Annotated in this window: 19 protein-coding genes; 2 read left to right on the top strand and 17 right to left on the bottom strand. The window is 54.0% G+C overall.

Features of this window, described 5'->3' with window-relative positions; translation table 11 throughout:
* Positions 1-68: 68 nt before the first annotated feature.
* Both KZZ10_RS02225 and KZZ10_RS02220 read right to left on the bottom strand, forming a co-directional pair.
* Complete coding sequence (locus KZZ10_RS02225; RefSeq protein WP_259659875.1) at positions 69-995, bottom strand: electron transfer flavoprotein subunit alpha/FixB family protein; 927 nt, start codon at positions 993-995, stop codon at positions 69-71.
* A 2-nt stretch (positions 996-997) separates the two neighbouring features.
* Entirely contained in the window at positions 998-1,747 is a 750-nt protein-coding gene (locus tag KZZ10_RS02220) for an electron transfer flavoprotein subunit beta/FixA family protein (protein WP_259659874.1), read from the bottom strand.
* A 143-nt stretch (positions 1,748-1,890) separates the two neighbouring features.
* Here KZZ10_RS02220 and mltB point away from each other — a divergent pair, with 143 nt between their 5' ends.
* Complete coding sequence (gene mltB / locus KZZ10_RS02215; protein ID WP_259659873.1) at positions 1,891-3,027, top strand: lytic murein transglycosylase B; 1,137 nt, start codon at positions 1,891-1,893, stop codon at positions 3,025-3,027.
* Positions 3,028-3,042: 15 nt separating this feature from the next.
* On the opposite strand, the gene cysM is transcribed toward mltB, so the two are convergent.
* The 15 genes from cysM to gyrA form a co-directional block, all read right to left on the bottom strand.
* Positions 3,043-3,957 (bottom strand): cysteine synthase CysM, encoded by a 915-nt coding sequence (gene cysM, locus KZZ10_RS02210; protein ID WP_259659872.1) that lies wholly within the window; start codon positions 3,955-3,957, stop codon positions 3,043-3,045.
* A gap of 40 nt (positions 3,958-3,997) precedes the next feature.
* Positions 3,998-4,510, bottom strand: coding sequence for a ComEA family DNA-binding protein (locus KZZ10_RS02205; RefSeq protein ID WP_259659871.1), 513 nt, complete (start codon positions 4,508-4,510; stop codon positions 3,998-4,000).
* A gap of 120 nt (positions 4,511-4,630) precedes the next feature.
* Entirely contained in the window at positions 4,631-5,620 is a 990-nt protein-coding gene (gene rfaD, locus KZZ10_RS02200) for an ADP-glyceromanno-heptose 6-epimerase (RefSeq protein ID WP_259659870.1), read from the bottom strand.
* Positions 5,617-6,546: a D-glycero-beta-D-manno-heptose-7-phosphate kinase gene (rfaE1, locus tag KZZ10_RS02195; protein WP_259659869.1), complete on the bottom strand. Its 930-nt coding sequence runs from the start codon at positions 6,544-6,546 to the stop codon at positions 5,617-5,619. The genes rfaD and rfaE1 overlap by 4 nt, the downstream gene beginning before the upstream one ends.
* The gene (gene lapB, locus KZZ10_RS02190) at positions 6,543-7,775 is read right to left on the bottom strand and encodes a lipopolysaccharide assembly protein LapB (protein ID WP_259659868.1); all 1,233 of its coding nucleotides are present in this window, start codon (positions 7,773-7,775) and stop codon (positions 6,543-6,545) included. The genes rfaE1 and lapB overlap by 4 nt, the downstream gene beginning before the upstream one ends.
* 44 nt (positions 7,776-7,819) lie before the next feature.
* On the bottom strand, positions 7,820-8,137 hold the full coding sequence (locus tag KZZ10_RS02185) for a LapA family protein (RefSeq protein WP_259659867.1): 318 nt from the start codon (positions 8,135-8,137) through the stop codon (positions 7,820-7,822).
* Positions 8,138-8,208: 71 nt separating this feature from the next.
* Positions 8,209-8,532, bottom strand: coding sequence for an integration host factor subunit beta (locus tag KZZ10_RS02180; protein WP_259659866.1), 324 nt, complete (start codon positions 8,530-8,532; stop codon positions 8,209-8,211).
* 5 nt (positions 8,533-8,537) lie between these two features.
* Positions 8,538-10,250 (bottom strand): 30S ribosomal protein S1, encoded by a 1,713-nt coding sequence (gene rpsA, locus KZZ10_RS02175; RefSeq protein WP_259659865.1) that lies wholly within the window; start codon positions 10,248-10,250, stop codon positions 8,538-8,540.
* Positions 10,251-10,282: 32 nt separating this feature from the next.
* Positions 10,283-10,969, bottom strand: coding sequence for a (d)CMP kinase (gene cmk / locus KZZ10_RS02170; RefSeq protein WP_259659864.1), 687 nt, complete (start codon positions 10,967-10,969; stop codon positions 10,283-10,285).
* Complete coding sequence (gene aroA / locus KZZ10_RS02165; RefSeq protein ID WP_259659863.1) at positions 10,966-12,282, bottom strand: 3-phosphoshikimate 1-carboxyvinyltransferase; 1,317 nt, start codon at positions 12,280-12,282, stop codon at positions 10,966-10,968. Before aroA ends, cmk begins: the two co-directional genes overlap by 4 nt.
* A complete protein-coding gene (locus KZZ10_RS02160) occupies positions 12,279-13,154 on the bottom strand; it encodes a prephenate dehydrogenase (RefSeq protein ID WP_259659862.1) in 876 nt (291 codons plus the stop codon). Before KZZ10_RS02160 ends, aroA begins: the two co-directional genes overlap by 4 nt.
* Before the next feature lie 2 nt (positions 13,155-13,156).
* Positions 13,157-14,284, bottom strand: a complete 1,128-nt coding sequence (hisC, locus tag KZZ10_RS02155; protein ID WP_259659861.1) for a histidinol-phosphate transaminase — start codon at positions 14,282-14,284, stop codon at positions 13,157-13,159.
* 39 nt (positions 14,285-14,323) lie between these two features.
* Positions 14,324-15,412, bottom strand: a complete 1,089-nt coding sequence (gene pheA, locus KZZ10_RS02150; protein ID WP_259659860.1) for a prephenate dehydratase — start codon at positions 15,410-15,412, stop codon at positions 14,324-14,326.
* A complete protein-coding gene (gene serC / locus KZZ10_RS02145; RefSeq protein ID WP_259659859.1) occupies positions 15,405-16,535 on the bottom strand; it encodes a 3-phosphoserine/phosphohydroxythreonine transaminase in 1,131 nt (376 codons plus the stop codon). The genes pheA and serC overlap by 8 nt, the downstream gene beginning before the upstream one ends.
* A 1-nt stretch (position 16,536) precedes the next feature.
* Positions 16,537-19,197 (bottom strand): DNA gyrase subunit A, encoded by a 2,661-nt coding sequence (gene gyrA, locus KZZ10_RS02140; RefSeq protein ID WP_259659858.1) that lies wholly within the window; start codon positions 19,195-19,197, stop codon positions 16,537-16,539.
* 462 nt (positions 19,198-19,659) lie between these two features.
* On the opposite strand from gyrA, the gene ompA reads away from it, so the two are divergent.
* Positions 19,660-20,226, top strand: a complete 567-nt coding sequence (gene ompA / locus KZZ10_RS02135; RefSeq protein WP_259659857.1) for an outer membrane protein OmpA — start codon at positions 19,660-19,662, stop codon at positions 20,224-20,226.
* Positions 20,227-20,237: the final 11 nt, after the last annotated feature.

Genomic DNA, 20,237 nt, shown 5'->3' with positions numbered 1-20,237 from the left:
CGTAGAGGTAAAAAAAATCCCGTCAAGACAGACGGGATTTTAAGGCTACTTAGTCAAGTTGCGTCCCATTAAAGGGTCGTCACTAACTCTGGGACAGCCTGAAACAAGTCCGCAACTAAACCATAATCGGCCACACCAAAAATAGGTGCTTCAGCGTCTTTATTCACAGCCACGATGACTTTGGAATCTTTCATCCCAGCCAAATGCTGAATCGCACCAGAAATACCGATCGCAACATAGAGCTGTGGCGCCACGATCTTGCCAGTTTGGCCGACCTGCCAGTCGTTTGGAGCATAGCCGGCGTCGACCGCCGCACGCGAGGCACCAAGCGCGGCGCCGAGCTTATCCGCAAGCGGATCTAGGATCTTGAAGTTCTCAGCGCTGCCCATGCCCCGGCCACCCGACACAACCACTTTTGCACCAGCCAGTTCAGGGCGATCGCTTTTCGCAACCTCACGGCTCACGAAGGTCGACAGACCTGCACCTGCGGCTGCAGGCACTGCTTCAACTGTGCCGCTACCCGATTCAGCGACTGCGTCAAATCCAGTTGTGCGCACCGTGATCACTTTCGTGGCATCTGTCGACTGCACGGTTGCCACCGCGTTGCCGGCATAAATTGCGCGCTGGAATGTATCGGCTGAATCCACAGCTTGGATTTCAGAAATCTGAGCGACATCAAGGCGAGCCGCAACGCGTGGTGCGACGTTTTTGCCCGAAGCCGTTGCAGCAAACAGAATGTGGCTATAGCCCGGGGCTAACGCGAGCACCTGCTCGGCAACGTTCTCTGCTAACCCATCAGCCAAAGTAGGCGACTCGGCAAGCAAGACCTTAGATACACCTGCAAGCTTGGCAGCATGGTCTGCTACCGCACGGGCATTCGCACCCGCAACCAACACATGGATGTCTCCACCGATTTTGGTCGCTGCAGCCACAACGTTGTGTGTGGCACCCTTGAGTTGAACGTTATCGTGTTCAGCGATGACAAGTATCGACATAATCAGACCACCTTGGCTTCATTCTTGAGTTTATCGACCAGTGCCGCAACATCAGGCACTTTGACACCAGCTGAGCGACCCGCTGGCTCACATACTTTAAGCGTCTTGAGACGCGGCGCAACATCAACACCCAATTCTTCGGGCGTCACCGTATCAAGCTGCTTCTTCTTGGCTTTCATGATGTTGGGCAAAGTCACGTATCGTGGCTCGTTCAAGCGCAAATCGGTTGTGACAATCGCTGGCAACTTCAGATCAATGGTTTCAAGACCACCATCAACTTCACGCGTGACACGCGCGATGCCATCGAGCAACTCAATCTTGCTTGCAAACGTGGCCTGCGACCAACCCAATAACGCCGCTAACATCTGTCCGGTCTGATTTGCATCATCGTCAATGGCCTGCTTGCCTAAAATCATCAGCTGTGGCTGCTCTTTTTCGGCCAAGACTTTCAAGAGTTTTGCGACCGCGAGTGGCTGTAGTTCGGCATCTGTCTGGACCAGAATTCCACGGTCTGCACCAATAGCCATTGCCGTGCGCAGCGTCTCTTGGCACTGCGCGACACCACACGATACGGCGATAACCTCGGTCACAACACCCTTTTCTTTCAAGCGCGTCGCTTCTTCGACCGCGATTTCATCGAAAGGATTCATCGACATTTTGACGTTCGCAATATCGACACCCGACTGGTCCGACTTGACGCGTACTTTGACGTTGTAGTCCACGACGCGTTTTACAGGCACAAGCACCTTCATCCAGCGATCTCCAGAGATAAAAAACAGCTCGGTAAACTCCGATTCTTTGATGATTTTACCGGATATGCGGAATCTACTCAGATAGCCCTAAAGCGCCTAGGCTGGGCGGGTATCATAGGCATATCACAACATAAGGGATATTTATGCTGCCGATGTATCGCCTCGCCTTGCTAGTGGGCTGCGCCGCGCTTCTTAGTGCCTGCGCGGGTCCTGCCCGTCCGCCCGCAGATGCCAACAACAATGCATCCGCGAATACGCCAACCAGCCCGTCTAAGCCGACAGAGGCCGGCTCAAGCGTAAGCCTGTTACCACCAAGCGGCGGCTACACACCAACCACGCGTCGCGCAGCGATTCAACGCTTCGGGATCGAGCTTGCTGCGACACGCAAGCTCTCAGAACCGGCGGTACTCGCTCTACTGGCCGATGCGCGCTATAGCGAAACAGTCATCCGTATCGTATCTCCACCCGCCGCAGGACAGCCCCGAGCGCCGCGGAGCTGGAAACAGTACCGCGGACGTTTCGTCGAACCCATCCGAATCAACCAAGGTCGCGCCTTCATGGAGCAATACAGCACAGAACTCAATCGAGCTTCTGAACGCTATGGAGTACCCGCGAACGTTATCGCGGCCATTATCGGGGTAGAGACTCTGTATGGGCGCAGCCAAGGTAACTTCCGAGCGCTAGATGCACTGACTTCACTGGCGTTTGACTATCCCGACCCCAAAAGGCCAGACCGCGCAGAAATGTTTCGCAATCAGCTTGCCGACTTAATTGAGCTCGATTTAACCGGCCGCGTAGATGCGCGTTCGGTTAAGGCTTCCTACGCAGGTGCGATTGGGATCCCACAGTTCATGCCAGGGAGCATCAAACGCTTTGCAGTGAGCGCAAGTGGTGCGACACAGATCAATCTGTCGAGCAGTGTGCCCGATGCGATCGTGTCCGTCGCAAACTTTTTAGTCGAACATGGTTGGCAGCGTGGGCTGCCGATCTTTGCACCCGTCATATTGCCGGCCTCGGCGGGTAAGCTGGTGGATGGCGGGCTCAAACCAACAGTAGACTGGCCACAGCTGCGTGCCGCTGGCGCTAGGTTGGCCCCCGGCGCCAAAGAGGGTGCCTGGACGCGCACAGCGCTTGGCGTCATTGATCTGCCCGAAGAGGCCGCAGGAACCGTCGAGTTACGCACCGCGACGCAGAACTTTTTCACCATCACGCAATACAACCGAAGCTATTTTTACGCAGCCTCGGTTGCAGACCTCGCTGCTGAACTCGCAAAGCCCTAGCTCAATCGGCCCCACTTAGGCTTGCTCGTCAAACAAGCCTGTTGATAAATACCTATCGCCACGGTCGCAAACAATAAAAGCGATTGTGGCGTTTTGAGCCTGATGGGCTACCCGCAGTGCTGCAACTAAAGCACCCGCCGCGGAAACACCCGCACAAATCCCTTCCTCTGCGGCGAGACGCCGCGCCATTGCCTCTGCGTCCTTTTGCTCAATCAATTCAAACTGATCCACTAGGCTTGGGTCATAAATCGCAGGAAGATATGCCTCAGGCCATTTCCGGATACCAGCAATTTGCGAACCCTCTGCGGGCTGTGCACCAACAATTTTTATATCCGGATTTTTTAACTTCAGATAGCGTCCAACACCCATAATCGTACCTGTGGTCCCCATGGCGCTAACGAAATGTGTGATCTGTCCGGCCGTCTGATCCCAGAGCTCGGGGCCCGTCGTTTTAAAGTGAGCGAGCGGATTATCAGGGTTTGAGAACTGATCTAACACCTTACCCTGACCCTCTGCCTGCATTTTTCCTGCAAGATCCCGCGCAAACTCCATTCCCCCTTGGCTGGCAGGTGTCAGGATTAGCTTAGCCCCGTAAGCCGCCATAGAGGCGCGTCGCTCAACCGACAGGTTATCCGGCATGATCAAGATCATTTTGTAGCCACGCATCGCGGCGGTCATTGCCAAGGCAATGCCCGTATTGCCGCTTGTGGCCTCAATCAGCGTGTCACCGGGCTTTATTTCGCCCCGCGCCTCCGCCCCGAGAATCATGGACAAGGCCGGACGATCTTTCACCGAGCCAGCAGGATTATTGCCTTCGAGCTTACCCAAAACAATGTTGCCACGCGCTGTCGCGATGGCACCAGGCAAGCGCTGGAGTCGAACAAGAGGCGTCTGACCGACGGCATTTTCAACAGTAGGATAGGTTTTCATAAGATCGATCATACCGAAAATGTCTCGGCCAGAGACACGATTACTTATGCTCTGCAGGGATTATTCGTCCTGGCAGTAACTCGGGCGTGACGGTGTCGCGCACAGGTAGTCGCGATGCCCTCCGATCCCGCGGCTCCTGCGTGACACCTAACGGATTTTCTGGCGAACTAGAGCCAGCGCTTCCCGCACGTAGCCCCAGACCCTGTAACACCCTCACACGCTGCGCACCCAACCCGCGTACCCGGTCAGATAAGTCAGACAACGACTCAAAGGCACCGGCCCTTGTGCGCTCTTGAATGATCATCTGTGCAGTGCGCGGACCGATCCCACGCAGTCGTTCTAACTCTGCGACTGACGCGACGTTGACATCGAGCGCATACGCAGCGAACCCACCACTCAAACCAGCCCCCAGGCCCGCTGCGGCTACGGCCAACCTGCCGGCACGATACCGAAACGGTCGAGCTGAGCGTCGCGGAGACATCACGTCATTCCATTCGACAGCGAGTGGGTTTGCAATCGGCCGGGCGACGGGATCAACAAGAAAAGGGTTCATAGCGCATCCTAGGGAGAAACGATCAAACAAGATTCGACATGAATCTTGTTTACGTTGCGCTATGTTGCTTGAGCTGCCGTCGCGGAGGACCGCGTGTGAACGGCCCAAGCCATTCGGAATTTACCTCGGTGCGTGCAATGCCTGAACGTACTGCGCCACGCCGGTCTGAACATCACGCAGCGGTGCTGTGAAGCCTGCCTTACGCAAAGCGCTTATGTCAGCTTGGGTGTAGCTCTGATAGCGACCTTTGAGATCTTCAGGGAACTCAACGTAACGCAGCATGCCCTGCTTGACCAGATCTTCTAGAGAGAGCGCTGGCTTGCCTTGTATGCCACGCATTGCATTGACAACGGCACTCGCCACATCATTGAAAGGCTGGGCTCGGCCGGTACCGCAATTGAAAATGCCGGACACTTTGGGATGTTCCAGAAAATGCAAATTGACATCCACCACATCATCGACGGAGATAAAGTCACGCATCTGCCCGCCATCCGCGTACCCATCCCATCCACCGAACAGGCGAACATGACCTTCAGCCAAGAACTGATTCATGTTGTGAAACGCAACAGAAGCCATTCGTCCTTTATGCTGCTCTTGCGGGCCATACACATTGAAGTAGCGCAACCCGACTACTTGGGCGGTGAGCGAGGTCATCCGCGCACGCAAAACCTGATCAAATAAAAACTTTGAATAGCCATAGACGTTCAAGGGGCGCTCATTGGCGAGGTCTTCAACATAGACGGGGCCGGCGCCATACACGGCAGCCGACGATGCGTAAATGAAAGGGATTTTGTGCGACTGACAATACTCGAATAGCTCAAGAGTGACCCGATAATTGTTGTCCATCATGAACTGACCGTTACGTTCAGTCGTATCGGAGCAAGCGCCTTGATGAAAAACCGCTCTCACACCTGGTAAAAATCCGTCAAGCACGCCCCGCCGAAATTCATCTTTGTGCATGTAGTCGGCAATTTGCCCACCCACCAGGTTGACGAACTTGTCTCCATCGGTCAGATCATCTACCGCAAGAATATTGGTGTGTCCGCGACGGTTCAAACCACGCACGATGTTACTGCCAATAAAGCCGGCTGCGCCTGTTACGACAATCATGCGAGTTCTCCTGCGGTCACAATAGAGGTTCCTAACTTACCCACAACAATACCACCGGCTCGGTTCGCCCAACGCATCGACTCGGCCCACGGCACACCCGCTGCACGCATGACCGCAAGGGTTGCCAATACTGTATCCCCCGCACCAGACACGTCAAACACCTCGTGTGCCTGTGCGTCGACGTGGTCACTACCTGCGTCCGTAAACAAGGTCATCCCTTGTTCAGAGCGGGTCACAAGCAAGGCTTCCAACTCAAGCTCATTACGCAGCGCTTGTGCGCGCTCGCTGAGCTCAGACTCCGAATGCCATAGACCAACAGCCTGCTGCATTTCGCTGCGGTTAGGCGTCACAAGCGTTGCGCCGCGATAGCGTTGATAGTTACTGCCTTTGGGGTCGACCAAAATTGGAAGGCCTTTTGCACGCGCAAGAGCGATCAAGGCCTCAACCTGCGCCAAAGCGCCTTTTGCGTAGTCTGAGAACACAACAACATCGTGTTGTGCCAACAATGGGGCAACATGCTCAGCCAGCGACTCCAACAACGCGGGTGTTGGCTTTTCTTCAAAGTCGATACGTAGTAACTGCTGCTGACGACCCAATACGCGCATTTTGAGTGTCGTCGGATGGTGGGCATCAGTGACTAAATGCGCTTGGACGCCCGCCTCACCTAATAAGGACCTGACACGGGTTGCCGCCTCATCTTGTCCGACCAGGCCTACCAGTGTTACCTGCGCCCCTAAGGCGACTGCGTTACGCGCGACGTTGGCTGCACCGCCTAATCGATCTTCGCGCTTAGCGACATGAACAACGGGCACAGGCGCTTCTGGAGAAATGCGTTCCACCTCGCCAAACCAATAGCGGTCGAGCATGACATCACCCACTACGAGAACGCGCGCTTTTTCAATTGCTGCTTTTGGAAATGGCTTCATTCAATTTCTTCCAATCGGCGGGGCTTGTAGGTTTCCCAAGCATTGCAACCCGGACACTGCCAGTAATAGCGTCGCGCCTGAAAACCGCAACTGCGGCAAACGTAACGGTCAAGGCGCTGCGTGTGGCGATTGATCAGCGTGCGCAGTAAGGCTAAGTCTGCACCTGGCACCGCGACCTGTTTCGGTTCTGCGCCCTTGCCTTCTTGCTCGACTTGCGCAAGCTCAGCCTCTAGGAAGCGGTCTAAGCCAAGCAGCGAAGGATGATTCTGGAGCGAGTTGCGTGCAAACGCCCAGGCGCTTGCTGCACTTTGCTGCGCACGCATGGCGCGAAACACCACGTTAAACAAATCAAGCGAAGGGTATTGTTCGTAATGCGCAAGAAGTAACGCTAAACCCGCGGCCGATTCTCCCGAGGCGATGTAGCCAGCAAGCAAGTCTTGCGCAATTAAACCGGCAAACTCGGGGGATTGTTTCAGGATCGACTCTAAATGTTGTCGCTTGGCCACTTCGTCTTGCAAAGAGCCAGCGATCCCAGCGCGAATCATAGCCACACGCACCAACGAGGGAGATCCGGGAGCGACTTGGGCTGCCTGCGCTGCATGAACAGCTTGGGTTAACGCCTTCTGAGCCGCGTGCACATCCGCAGTCGGTTTAAGCGCGAGCGCAGCCTGCGCCTGTTCACAATAGTAGTGCACGAGTTGTGGCACAGGTTCATCGACCAACTTACGCAGACTATCCACCGCCTCGATCGCCCGCCCCCAATCATGCTCTGATTCATAGATGCGGATCAGTGCACGCAAAGCCGGCAAGGCAAAAGAGGTTTCCTTAAGGACCGCGAAAGCTTCTTCTGCACGATCAAGCATCCCTGCTTTCAGATAGTCTTGTGCAAGCTCATGCTGGGCATGTTCACGCTGGGCAATAGGCAGGTCCGAACGAAACAACAAGCTTTGATGGACCCGGATTGCACGCTCCATTTCGCCGCGCCGTCTAAAGAGACTTCCCAAAGCAAAATGCAGCTCAGTCGTCTCGGAGTCAAGCTTGGCGACTTCAACGAAGGCGTCAATCGCACGATCGGGCTCTTCATTGAGAAGAAAATTAAGCCCCTTGAAATAGGAGTCGGGCAAATTGCGGGTTTCAGACAGCATTTGCTTGATATCAAAGCGCGCAGCCAGCCAGCCCAAGCCAAACAGCAACGGCACAAATATCAGCCACCAGGCTTCAAAATCCACGTGTCATTCCTAAAGCAAGTAAATACACATTACACCGACACGCTTTAAAGCGGTGACATCGGCATCAACAACTCTGGGGGCGTCTGCGCACCCGAATCAGGATTTACAGCTGCCTGAATTCGCTCAAGCTCTTTTCGCAAACGCGCAACTTCTCGGCGGCGACGCAGAGAGCCCGGAACGGTCAACAACAATCCAAACACCGTACCCAAAACAAAGGTGGTCAGCATCACGACAATCAGAGGCACGCCTTGTACGGCCCAATCGCCATAAAATGTCACGCCCACCGGATCAGTGTTTTTAAGGGCAAACAGCAGAACCGCTAAAAATACGATTAAACGCAAAGCCCAGACGATGTAACGCATGACTGATGCTCCTTATATGCAAAAGAAGATTGTAAGCGTCCTGCCGCTCGAGTTCATAAAAAAACCGCCAATTAGGCGGTTTTTCGATTTGCAGCTTCAGCTACTGGCTGCTCATCTGCTAAATCAACGCGCTCTCGCAACTCTTTGCCTGCTTTAAAGTGAGGCACCTGCTTGCCAGGTACCAACACTTGTTCACCAGACTTCGGATTGCGGCCTACACGCGGCGCACGCTCAGACAAAGAGAAGCTGCCAAAACCGCGAATCTCGATACGTTGGCCTTCGGCAAGTGCCTGGGTCATCGCATCAAGGACGGTCTTGACTGCGTAATCTGTGTCGCGTGCGGCCAGTTGAGAATAACGGGCCGCAAGCGCTGCGATAAGCTCTGACTTAGTCACTGAAGTTATTCAGTGTCACGCGCCTGGTCGAGCTTGGCCTTGAGCAATGCGCCCAAATTGGTTGTGCCCGACGAAGCGCTTGCTTCAGTCATACGCTGCATCGTGTCAGCCGTGTCAGCGCTGTCACGCGCCTTAATCGACAACTGAATCGAACGCGTTTTGCGATCAACGTTGATAATCATGGTTTCGATGTTGTCCCCAACCTTCATGACGGTTGTTGCATCGTCGACACGACCTGAAGCCATTTCGGAGGCACGCAGGTAGCCTTCAACATCCAGTGACAGAGTCACGGTTGCGCCTTTCGCATCCACCGACTTCACGGTGCCAGGAACGACAGCACCTTTGTCGTAGGTCCCCACGAAGTTATTGAAGGGATCGCCCTCCAGTTGCTTCACGCCCAGAGAAATACGCTCTTTATCGGTATCGATTCCAAGCACAACTGCGTCGAGCTCGTCGCCCTTCTTGAAGTTGCGCACGGCCTCTTCGCCAGTCTCAGCCCAGGACAGATCCGACAGATGAACCAAGCCATCGATTCCACCGGCCAAACCAACAAACACACCGAAGTCGGTGATCGACTTGATGGCGCCACGAACCTTGTCGCCACGCTTGAAGTTTGCTGCGAATTCTTCCCATGGATTCTGACGGCACTGCTTCATACCCAACGAGATACGGCGGCGGTCTTCGTCGATCTCAAGAACCATGACTTCGACTTCTTCGCCGAGTGTCACAACCTTGCGTGGATCAACGTTCTTGTTGGTCCAATCCATTTCAGAAACGTGGACCAAGCCTTCAATACCAGCCTCAACTTCAACGAATGAACCGTAGTCGGTGAGGTTCGTGACCTTACCGAACAGACGCGTACCCTGTGGGTAACGACGTGCCAGACCCACCCATGGATCTTCGCCAAGCTGTTTGACGCCGAGAGAAACGCGACTCTTCTCTTGATCGAACTTGAGCACTTTTGCTTCGACTTCCTGACCAACAGTCAGTACTTCCGAAGGGTGACGCACGCGACGCCATGCCATATCGGTAATGTGCAGCAAGCCATCGATACCGCCGAGGTCAACGAACGCGCCGTAGTCAGTGATGTTCTTAACCACGCCTTTAACGATCGAGCCTTCTTGCAGGTTCTCGAGGAGCTTCTGACGCTCTTCGCCCATGCTGGCTTCGAGCACAGCACGACGCGACAACACAACGTTGTTGCGCTTGCGGTCGAGCTTGATAACTTTGAACTCCATGGTCTTGCCTTCGAAAGGCGTTGTGTCCTTGACAGGACGCAGATCGACCAACGAACCTGGCAAGAACGCGCGAATACCGGCGGTCATGACGGTCAGACCGCCCTTTACCTTGCCTGTAATCGTGCCAGTGACGAGTTCATTCTTGTCGAGCGACTGCTCGAGCGACAACCAAGCAGACAAGCGCTTGGCGCGATCGCGGGACAGCACGGTATCGCCGTAGCCATTTTCGAGCGAATCAATCGCCACCGACACAAAGTCGCCTGGTTTGACTTCGAGCTCGCCCTGATCGTTGAGGAATTCTTCGAGCGGAATCAGCGCCTCAGACTTGAGACCTGCGTTCACGACCACAAAGTTGTGATCAATGCGTACGACTTCGGCGGAAATAACCTCGCCGGATTTCATGTCCTGCTTTTGGATACTTTCTGCAAACAGCGCGGCAAAACTTTCGCCGGCTTGGGTTGAGGTTTGTTGAGTTGACATGTAGAGGAAGTCCAGATGGCCTTTGGAGCCGGTTACACACCCGCTTTGGGTGGAGTGGATAAAAACCTTGACCACAGGTCAAGGATGCTTTGCACCGTTTGATCAATCGTCAGCGTCGACGAATCCACCACGTGTGCGTCCTTTGCAGCGACAAGTGGCGCAACCGAGCGTTCAGTATCTCGGGCGTCGCGGGCACGCATATCTGCAAGAAGGTCTTCTAGATTAGCAGAAATTCCCTTTTCGATCAATTGCTTAGCACGTCGCTCGGCTCGCGCCCGCACATCAGCAATTAAAAATATCTTAAGCTCGGCATCTGGGAACACAATTGTCCCCATATCCCTGCCATCCGCGACAAGCCCCGGGGCTTGGCGAAAGGCGCGCTGACGACCCAACAGGGCTGCGCGTAACTTAGGATTTGGGGCTAGTCGAGACGCCAGATTTCCAACATGCTCCTGGCGAATGACCTCGGCCACACTCTCGCCACTCAGCCAAACCTCACCAGGCCGAAACTGGACGTCCAGACGGGTTGCGATGTCGGCAACCGCTGCTTCGTCTGCCGGATCAATCCCTTGTTGCAGCACTGCAAGTGCCGTTAACCGATAAAGTGCCCCGCTATCCAGCACCGTCCAACCAAGCGCCGAAGCCACACGTTGCGCGACAGTGCCTTTGCCGGACGCGGTTGGTCCGTCGATCGTGATGACCGGGATTGTCCCGCTCATGAAATCAGCCCACCATACACATCGAAGTAGGTCGGAAACGTTTTGCTCACACACCCCGGATCCAAAATTGTGACGCGGCTTTGACCAAACGCGGCTAGTGAGAAACACATCGCCATGCGATGGTCATCGTAGGTGTGGATACTTGCGTCGCGCCAGCCGCCCTGTGCAATTGGAAAAACCCGCAGCCAGTCCGGACCACTCTCAACTTGCGCACCGAGCTTGCGCAGCTCAGTTTGCATCGCATCGATACGGTCGGTTTCTTTGACACGCCAGCTCCCAATATTACGTAGAGTGCATGGGCCGTCTGCAAACAAGGCGAGCGCCGCAGCGGTCATCGCTGCATCCGGAATCAAATTAAAGTCGGTATCAAAGGCCTTGAGCTTTTCGCCGCGAGCAACCTGAATCCCGGTAACTTCGATCGAAGCTGCATCGCGCTTGACCAGAGCACCCATCGCCTGCACTGTATCGGCAAATGCCACATCGCCCTGAATGCTTTGCGCTCCTACCCCGACAATTTTGACGGGACCACCGCCGATCGCACCGAGCGCCAAAAAGTAGGAAGCGGACGAAGCATCGCCTTCTACATAAATATGTTCGGGCGAACGATAAGCCGCACCAACCGGAACCACGAACTGCTGCCAACCATGGCGCTGCACGGTCACGCCAAAGCGCGCCATCAAATTGAGAGTGATATCGATATAGGGCTTAGAGATCAGCTCGCCAACAACATCTATCACTAAGGCCTTGCTAGAGCGCGCAACCGCAAGTGGCGCCGCCATCAACACGGCCGTTAAAAACTGACTGGATACTGAGCCTTGCACAGCAACACGATCTGAGAGCGCCCCAGAGGGTTCAATGTGCAGGGGTGGGTAACCCTCTTGACCAAGATAGTTGATACGCGCGCCCATTCCGCGTAGGCCATCGACCAAATCGCCAATCGGGCGCTCATGCATACGAGGCACACCTGACAGGGAGTAATGCCCACCCATCATGGCGAGCGCCGCAGTCAATGGTCGAATCGCTGTCCCGGCGTTCCCCATGAAGAGCTCGGCGCGCTCCACAGGAAAACGCGACACACCCTGGACGGAGACAGAGTCGGGCGCGTGGGTCGTAATTTTTATGCCAAGCGCAGCTAAGGCAGTCAGCATGACGTGCGTATCATCGGACTGCAGTAAGCCATCTATGCGAGTCGCACCAGCGGCCAGCGCAGACAAGAGCAACACCCGATTCGAGATACTTTTTGAACCAGGCAAATGCACCGTGCCTTGTGCTGCAACACAGTGTCCTAATTCAAGGCTCGGGACACCACTCATTTAGTCCCGCCTGGCCACTCAGCGCGAGCCTTGGCCGCGCGATCCAGCATATCCTCAAGCCAAACGGCATCATGCTCACGCAATGCGTGTTCAGCACGGTCCATTACTTGACGCAGCGCTACGAGCTCAGCCAACACGGCGTCGCGGTTCGCCATAAATATGTCGCGCCACATCTCTGGTGAGCCCTGTGCCACGCGGGTAAAATCCCTGAAGCCAGTCCCCGCAGTTTCTAGCTTTAGCATCGCATCATCCCCACCGATGATGTACTGCATAAAGAGCGCAGCGACCCAATGCGGCAAATGGCTCACAGCCGCAACTGCACCATCGTGTTGACTCGGATCAATACAAACAACATTGGCGCCGCATTGCTGCCAAGCAGCCTGAACAGTCGCAATATCTTGTGGATGATTTTCAACAAGTGGCGTAAGCATGACACGCCGCCCTTGGTAGAGATCAGGATTAGCTGCTTGCGGCCCTTTTTCGTGGGAACCCGCCATCGGGTGCCCTGGCACAAACTGTGCAATGCGCGAACCCAAGCCCGTGCGTGCAGCCTCGATCACATTGCGCTTGGTGCTGCCGCCATCCGTGACGATCGTCTTGGATCCGAGATGGGGGGCGATCTCGGCGAAGATAGCCTCGAAGGCTCCTACAGGTGCCGCAATGAAAATCAAATCGGCACGTGTCGCAGCCTCTTTAAGCGTAACGGCTTCGTCGATCAAACCTAACGTTACCGCCTGCGCAAGCGTTTCAGGGCGCCGTCCTGCACCTAGCACTCGCCCCACACTACCGGCACGTCGCAACGCAGCGGCAAAAGAACCGCCGATTAAACCAACGCCGATTACCGCGAGCGTACCAATTTTTAGCGTAGTCATCGTCAAGGCGCCGTTTTCAGTACCGCCGTCAACGCGTCGATAAAAGTCTGATTCTCATGGGGCAGACCGATCGAGACGCGCAACCATTCAGGCAGGCCATCACCAGCAACGGGACGCACGATGACGCCGCGCTTGAGCAACTCGAGATTAATGCGTGCCGCATCACCCACCTTCACTAAAACGAAATTGGCGTAGCTGGGAACAAACTGCAAGCCGAGTGTTTCAAAGGCCTTCTGCAGCTGTTCCTTTCCATCGCGATTGACCGCAAAACTTTTGACCAAGAACTCTTTATCATTTAACGCCGCAATGGCAGCGGCTTGCGCCAACGAGTTCACATTGAAAGGCTGGCGCACCCGATTTAGCAGATCTGTGAGCACAGGTTGTGCCATCGCAAAACCGACGCGCAAGCCCGCTAGGCCGTAGGCCTTTGAAAAACTACGGGACACGATTAAATTGGGGTAGCGTTTGACGAGTGCCACACCATCCACGCGCAGAGCAGGTTCCAGAAACTCGTTGTAGGCTTCGTCTAAGACCACCGTGACACGTGTTCCATGCCGCGCAGCGACTCCTGCCAAGAAAGTTTCAATCGCCTCGATCGACAAATACGTGCCGGTTGGATTATTGGGGTTCGCCACGTACACAATTTTTGTCTCGGGCGTAATCGCCTCAAGCATTGCTGGCAAATCATGTCCATGGTCTTTGGCTGGCACGACAAGGTGTTTCGCGCCTCGCGCTTGCGTCGCTAGGCGATAGACCACAAACGCAAATTGCGAATACACCACTGCACTGCCTGGCTCAATCAACGCAGACGCCACAAGCTCAAGAATATCGTTCGAACCATTACCTAGAGTGAGCCAAGTTTGATCCACGCCAAAACGCTGCGAAATCGCTTTCTTTAAATCAAAGCCAGCGGGGTCGGGATAGCGACCAAGGTTCGCCACAGCAGCGCTCAATGCTTGTTTGGCCGACTCTGGCATGCCCAATGGATTTTCATTCGAAGCGAGCTTCACGATCTTTGATGCATCAAGACCAAACTCTCGCGCGAGTTCTTCAATCGGCTTGCCGGCCTGGTAAGGAGCGATCGCAGCAATATGCTTAGGTGCACTTAACACAGAATCTTTTACAGACATAAGGAAGGTACCAACAAAATGAGGTCAAATGAATAAGACTTATGACTGCGCAGGATATGAACCCAGTAGCTTGAAAAACGCGCAATGCGAGGCAAGCACAGCGAGCGCTTTCTTGACCCGCTCATCGTGCGCATGACCTTCGACATCGACATAGAAATAGTATTCCCACTGGCCATTGCGCGCTGGGCGGGACTCAAAGCGCGTCATTGACACGCCATGCTCAGACAAAGGCGCGAGCATCTGATAAACCGCCCCCGCTCGATTCGGCACTGCGAGGATCAAGCTGGTCTTGTCCTGACCACTCGGCAAGTTCTCAATGTGTCCGATTGCCAAAAAGCGTGTGCGATTTTGCGAATCGTCTTGAATGCCTGGCGCGACAATCTTTAATCCCCAAGCGTGGGCTGCAATATCACTTGCGATTGCCGCACAGGTTGGATCAAGCGACGCCAACCGAGCCGCCTCGGAGTTGCTTGAGACAGACTCACGGGGAATCCCTGGGTATTCTCGATTCAACCAGTTTTGGCACTGTGCAAGCGCCTGCGGATGCGCCATGATTTTCGTGATGTTCTTCATATCCCCCGCTTTAGACAGCAAGCAATGGCGTATCAACAAAGAGCGCTCACCCAATATTTTGACTGGAGAACCCAACAACAAATCCAGGCTACGGTTTACCGCGCCTTCCGTCGAGTTTTCAACCGGCACCATACCCACTTGCGCTGCACCGCCTTCAACTGCACGAAACACTTCATCAAACGAGGCACAAGGCAACCCCGTAACAGCGTGTCCAAAATGTTCAAACGCCGCTTGCTCGGAGAAGGAACCGGCCGGCCCTAAATAGGCCACGGTGAGCGATTGCTCAAGCGAGCGACAAGAAGAAATAATCTCCGTCCACACTGAGGCGATTCCGTCGGAGGGAAATGGACCGCGATTGAGCTCTTGTAGCTGACGAATGACTTGAGACTCGCGCTCGGGGCGCAGCACCGGTCCGGTTGCATTGTGCTTGTGCTTGACCTCACCCACCTCTTGCGCGGTGAAGGCGCGTCTATTCAATAGATCCAGAATTTCAGCATCAATCTGATCGATACGCTGGCGTAAAGGCAGCAACTGGTCTTGCAATGACTTATCCATGAGTGCGTTCAAAATCCTTGAGATAGTCTATAAGGGCCTCTACGCCCTCCAATGGCATTGCGTTATAGATTGACGCGCGCATTCCACCAACACTTTTATGTCCTTTCAATTGCATCAAACCTCGTTCCTGCGCACCTTTTAAAAAAGCACTGTCCAGCGACGTATTGCACAAGAAAAACGGAACATTCATGCGCGAGCGCACCGATGGATGAACGGGCAAAGTATAAAAAGCGCTCTGGTCGAAATAATCGTAGAGCGTGCGCGCTTTCACGATATTACGTTGCTCAATCGCCGCTAGGCCGCCCTGTTGCTTAAGCCACTTAAACACTAATCCAGCGATATAGATTGCATACGTTGGAGGTGTGTTGTACATCGAATGTTGCGCATCGACATTTTTATAGTCGAATGCTGAGGGGCAGATCGCCAAGGCATGACCAATTAATTCCCGACGCACAATCACCATCGTCAAGCCAGCGGGTCCAGCATTCTTTTGCGCACCAGCAAAAATCATCCCAGCACGATTAATCTGCATCGGCCTAGAGAGAAAGTGCGACGATGCATCCACAACCAGTGGGACGTCTGGCGCACCAAGCGCCTGCATGTCGGGCCAATCGACAGTCTCTACGCCACCAATGGTCTCATTGCTGCAAAGGTGAAGATAGGCGGCATCTTTGCGCACGCGCCACGTATCGGCCTTTGGCAGCCAGGTAAAGGGAGCTTGGTGAACGCCATCAATCGTGGTCGCTACGGCATTTGTTGCAGCGATCTGCGCGTCACCATAGCGCTGACATTCTTGATGTGACTTGGTCGCCCAGATACCACTGATAACGAAGTCGGCTTTGGGTTGCGACACTCGCCCCAACAAATTCATGGGCACAATGGCATTTTCAGCTGTCGCACCGCCCTGCATGAACAACACAGCATAGTCGTCTGACACTGCCAGCAACTCACGCAAATCAGCCTCGGCTTGCGAACAGATCTGTATGAAGTGCTCGCCGCGATGCGACATCTCCATGACAGACATACCCGAGCCCTGCCAGTCAAGCATTTCAGCGGCAGCCTGAGCAAGTACGGGCTCCGGCATCGCAGACGGCCCTGCTGAAAAATTCCAGGGACGCGCCATGTTAAGTCGCCGAATCGGCCCCGTCTGTTGTGTTCGGCGACGCATCTGGTGTTGCGATGTCCGATACGTCGGCGATGTCTTCGCCATCATCGTCTGCATCACTTTCAACAACACGCCGTACACCAGACAGCATGCTTCCATCATCTACGCTAATTAGGGTCACGCCCTGCGTTGCACGACCCATTTCACGGATCTCAGCAACGCGTGTACGCACAAGCACGCCACCTGTCGTGATCAACATAATCTCGTCAGTCGCATTCGCCAGAACGGCACCCACCACCTTGCCATTACGAGCGGAAGTTTGGATCGCAATCATGCCTTTTGTGCCACGCCCATGACGGGTGTACTCGGCAATCGGCGTACGCTTGCCAAAACCATTTTGTGTCGCAGTCAGGACAGTCTGAGACTCATCGCCTGACACCAACATCGCAATAACATTCTGGCCGTCTTCTAGCATCATGCCGCGCACACCGCGCGCATTACGGCCCATCGGGCGAACATCGTTTTCGTCAAAGCGCACAGCTTTACCGGAATCAGAGAACAACATGACATCATGCTTGCCGTCTGTCAGTTCTGCGCCAATCAGGAAGTCGCCCTCATCGAGATCGACCGCGATAATGCCGGCCTTGCGTGGGTTCGAAAAATCAGACAACGGTGTCTTTTTGACCGTACCGCGTGAGGTCGCCATGAACACAGTCTGATCATCGCTAAACGCTTTAATAGGTAATACAACAGTGATTTTCTCGCCGTCAATCAACGGGAACATGTTGACGATTGGTTTTCCACGGGATGTGCGCGTACCCTGGGGAACTTCCCAGACCTTGAGCCAGTACACCCGACCACGATCTGAGAAACACAGCAAGTAATCATGGGTGTTCGCAATAAACAACTGATCGACCCAGTCATTTTCTTTTGTTGCAGTCGCTTGTTTGCCGCGGCCACCACGGCGCTGTGCGCGGTACTCGGACAAAGGCTGACTCTTGATATAGCCACCGTTGGAGAGTGTCACCACCATATCGGCTGGTGTAATCAAGTCTTCTGTATCAAGTTCTGTTGCATTGAGCTCGATATCGGAGCGACGCGCATCTTTAGCGTTGATCGAGAACTCCGTCTTGATTGCCTGGAGCTCTTCACTAATGATGACGGTGATGCGTTCAGGGCGGGCCAAAATATCGAGCAAATCAGAAATCGTGTCCATGACAGACTTGTATTCGCTGACAATCTTGTCTTGCTCAAGTCCGGTCAAGCGCTGCAAGCGCATGTTCAAGATTTCTTGCGCTTGCGTTTCACTTAAGCGGTAGAGCCCATCGGCTTGCAAACCGAAGGTATCCGGCAGATTATCTGGGCGGTAGGCAGCACGACCACCAACAGCCTCGGTATCCGCACGCGAGAGCATTTCACGAACAAGAGAGGAATCCCAAGACTTATCCATCAAGTCTTGACGCGCAACAGGCGGCGTAGGCGCAGCCTTGATGATCGCAATAAACTCATCGATATTTGCCAACGCAACGGCAAGGCCTTCTAGCACATGACCGCGCTCACGCGCTTTGCGCAGTTGGAATACGGTACGACGCGTGACGACTTCACGGCGATGCGACAAGAAGTACTCCACCATCTGCTTTAAGTTAAGCAGTCGTGGCTGACCATCCACCAACGCCACCAAGTTCATTCCGAAGGTGTCTTGCAGTTGGGTGTGCTTGTACAGGTTATTTAAGATGACCTCGGGCACTTCGCCGCGCTTAAGTTCGATCACCAGACGCATACCGTCTTTATCTGACTCATCGCGGATATCAGAAATACCTTCGATTTTCTTTTCGTTAACGAGTTCGGCGATACGCTCTTGCAGAGTCTTTTTGTTGACTTGGTAGGGCAAGGCATCGACCACGATCGACTGCCGGTTACCCTTCTCCATATCTTCAAAGTGAGTCTTGGCCCGCATAATGACGCGACCACGTCCCGTACGATAGCCTTCGCGCACACCGACAATGCCGTAAATAATGCCACCGGTCGGAAAATCTGGTGCAGGAATCAGCTCGATAAGCTCATCAATCGTACAGTCAGGATTGCGCAAACAATATAAACAGCCATCTACCACCTCAGCCAAGTTGTGTGGCGGGATGTTCGTCGCCATACCAACCGCAATACCGGAGCTGCCGTTAACTAAGAGGTTAGGCAAACGCGAGGGCAAGAGCAACGGCTCGTTTTCGCTACCGTCGTAGTTTGGTCCAAAGTCGACTGTCTCTTGGTCAATATCGGCAAGCAGTTCATGCGCGATCTTGGACAAGCGAATTTCGGTATACCGCATCGCCGCAGCGTTATCGCCGTCGATCGAGCCAAAGTTACCCTGCCCATCCACCAACATATAGCGCAAGGAGAAGTCTTGCGCCATACGCACAATCGTGTCATAGACCGCTTGGTCTCCGTGCGGGTGATACTTACCAATGACATCACCAACGATACGCGCAGACTTTTTATAAGCGCGGTTCCAATCGTTGTTGAGTTCATGCATCGCGAATAAGACACGGCGATGCACCGGCTTAAGACCATCCCGGACATCCGGGAGGGCGCGCCCCACGATTACGCTCATCGCGTAGTCGAGATAACTCCGGCGCATTTCTTCTTCGAGTGATATCGGAAGAGTTTCCTTGGCAAAGGAATCCATAAATTTCGCAACAAAAGACAGCGGTTGAGACCCCAAAAACTGGGTCTAAAGGTAAACCTTGGATTCTACACCGCTGCCACCCCTTATTAGTTAGCGATACTTTCTTTTAGGCTATGCTCGAGCGAGGATTGCCAGTGCAGCGTTCTAGGGCGAAAAATGCAACTTCAACCCCGCCAGGCGAGAAAAAAATCAAAAATAGCTTTCGCTGTTGCCAAAAACCAACAGCGAAGGGGGTCGGAAGGTAGAAATACGCACTTCAGAGGTTCAAGTGATGCATTAACTTCGCCAAAGTTCCCCAAATGCCGTAAGATTCGAATCAGCACGCAGGAAACCCAGTGAGTAAGCTCTTTTGAACGTGCTCGCTGCTTTGTTATAATGGTTACCTGATGTATTTTTTTTACATTTGCGGCGGGAGTTCGCTGCGAGTCACTTATCCAGCTTCAAGCTCAATCGAGGAGAAACATGAACAAGCCCTCCAAATTCGCTCTAGCACTCGCCTTTGCTGCTATTTCGGCAACCGGCGTCGCTTCCGCACAAACAGTAGACAATTGGAAGAACGGCTCTAACGAGCTCATTTGGAAGAACGGTTCCAATGAGCTCTGCTGGCAGAACAACTTCTGGACACCAGCAACAGCTGCCGCCGAGTGCGTTAAGAAAGCCGCTACTCAGCCAATGGCAGACAAAGTTTCGATCAAAGCCGAAGCTCTGTTTGATTTTGACAAAGCAATCGTCAAACCAGAAGGCCGCAAGCTGCTTGACCAAGTTGTTCAGCGCTCAAGCGCCATCAACCTCGAGACAATCATCGCCATCGGTCACACTGACTCGATCGGTTCTGATGCTTACAACCAAGCCCTGTCGGTTCGCCGTGCAGAAGCTGTCAAAGCTTACTTGGTTACCAAAGGCGTTGCTGCTAACCGCATCACCGCTTCAGGTAAAGGCAAGTCGAATCCTGTTGCTGACAACCGTACAGCAGCTGGTCGCGCACAGAACCGTCGCGTAGACGTCGAAATCATCGGCAGCAAGAAGTAATTCTTGATGTT

It is taken from the genome of Zwartia hollandica (assembly GCF_019923725.1).
Classification (GTDB): Bacteria; Pseudomonadota; Gammaproteobacteria; order Burkholderiales; family Burkholderiaceae_B; genus Zwartia; species Zwartia hollandica.
Note: the sequence above shows the minus strand (reverse complement) of the source record. Positions and strands in the feature narration are given on the sequence as shown.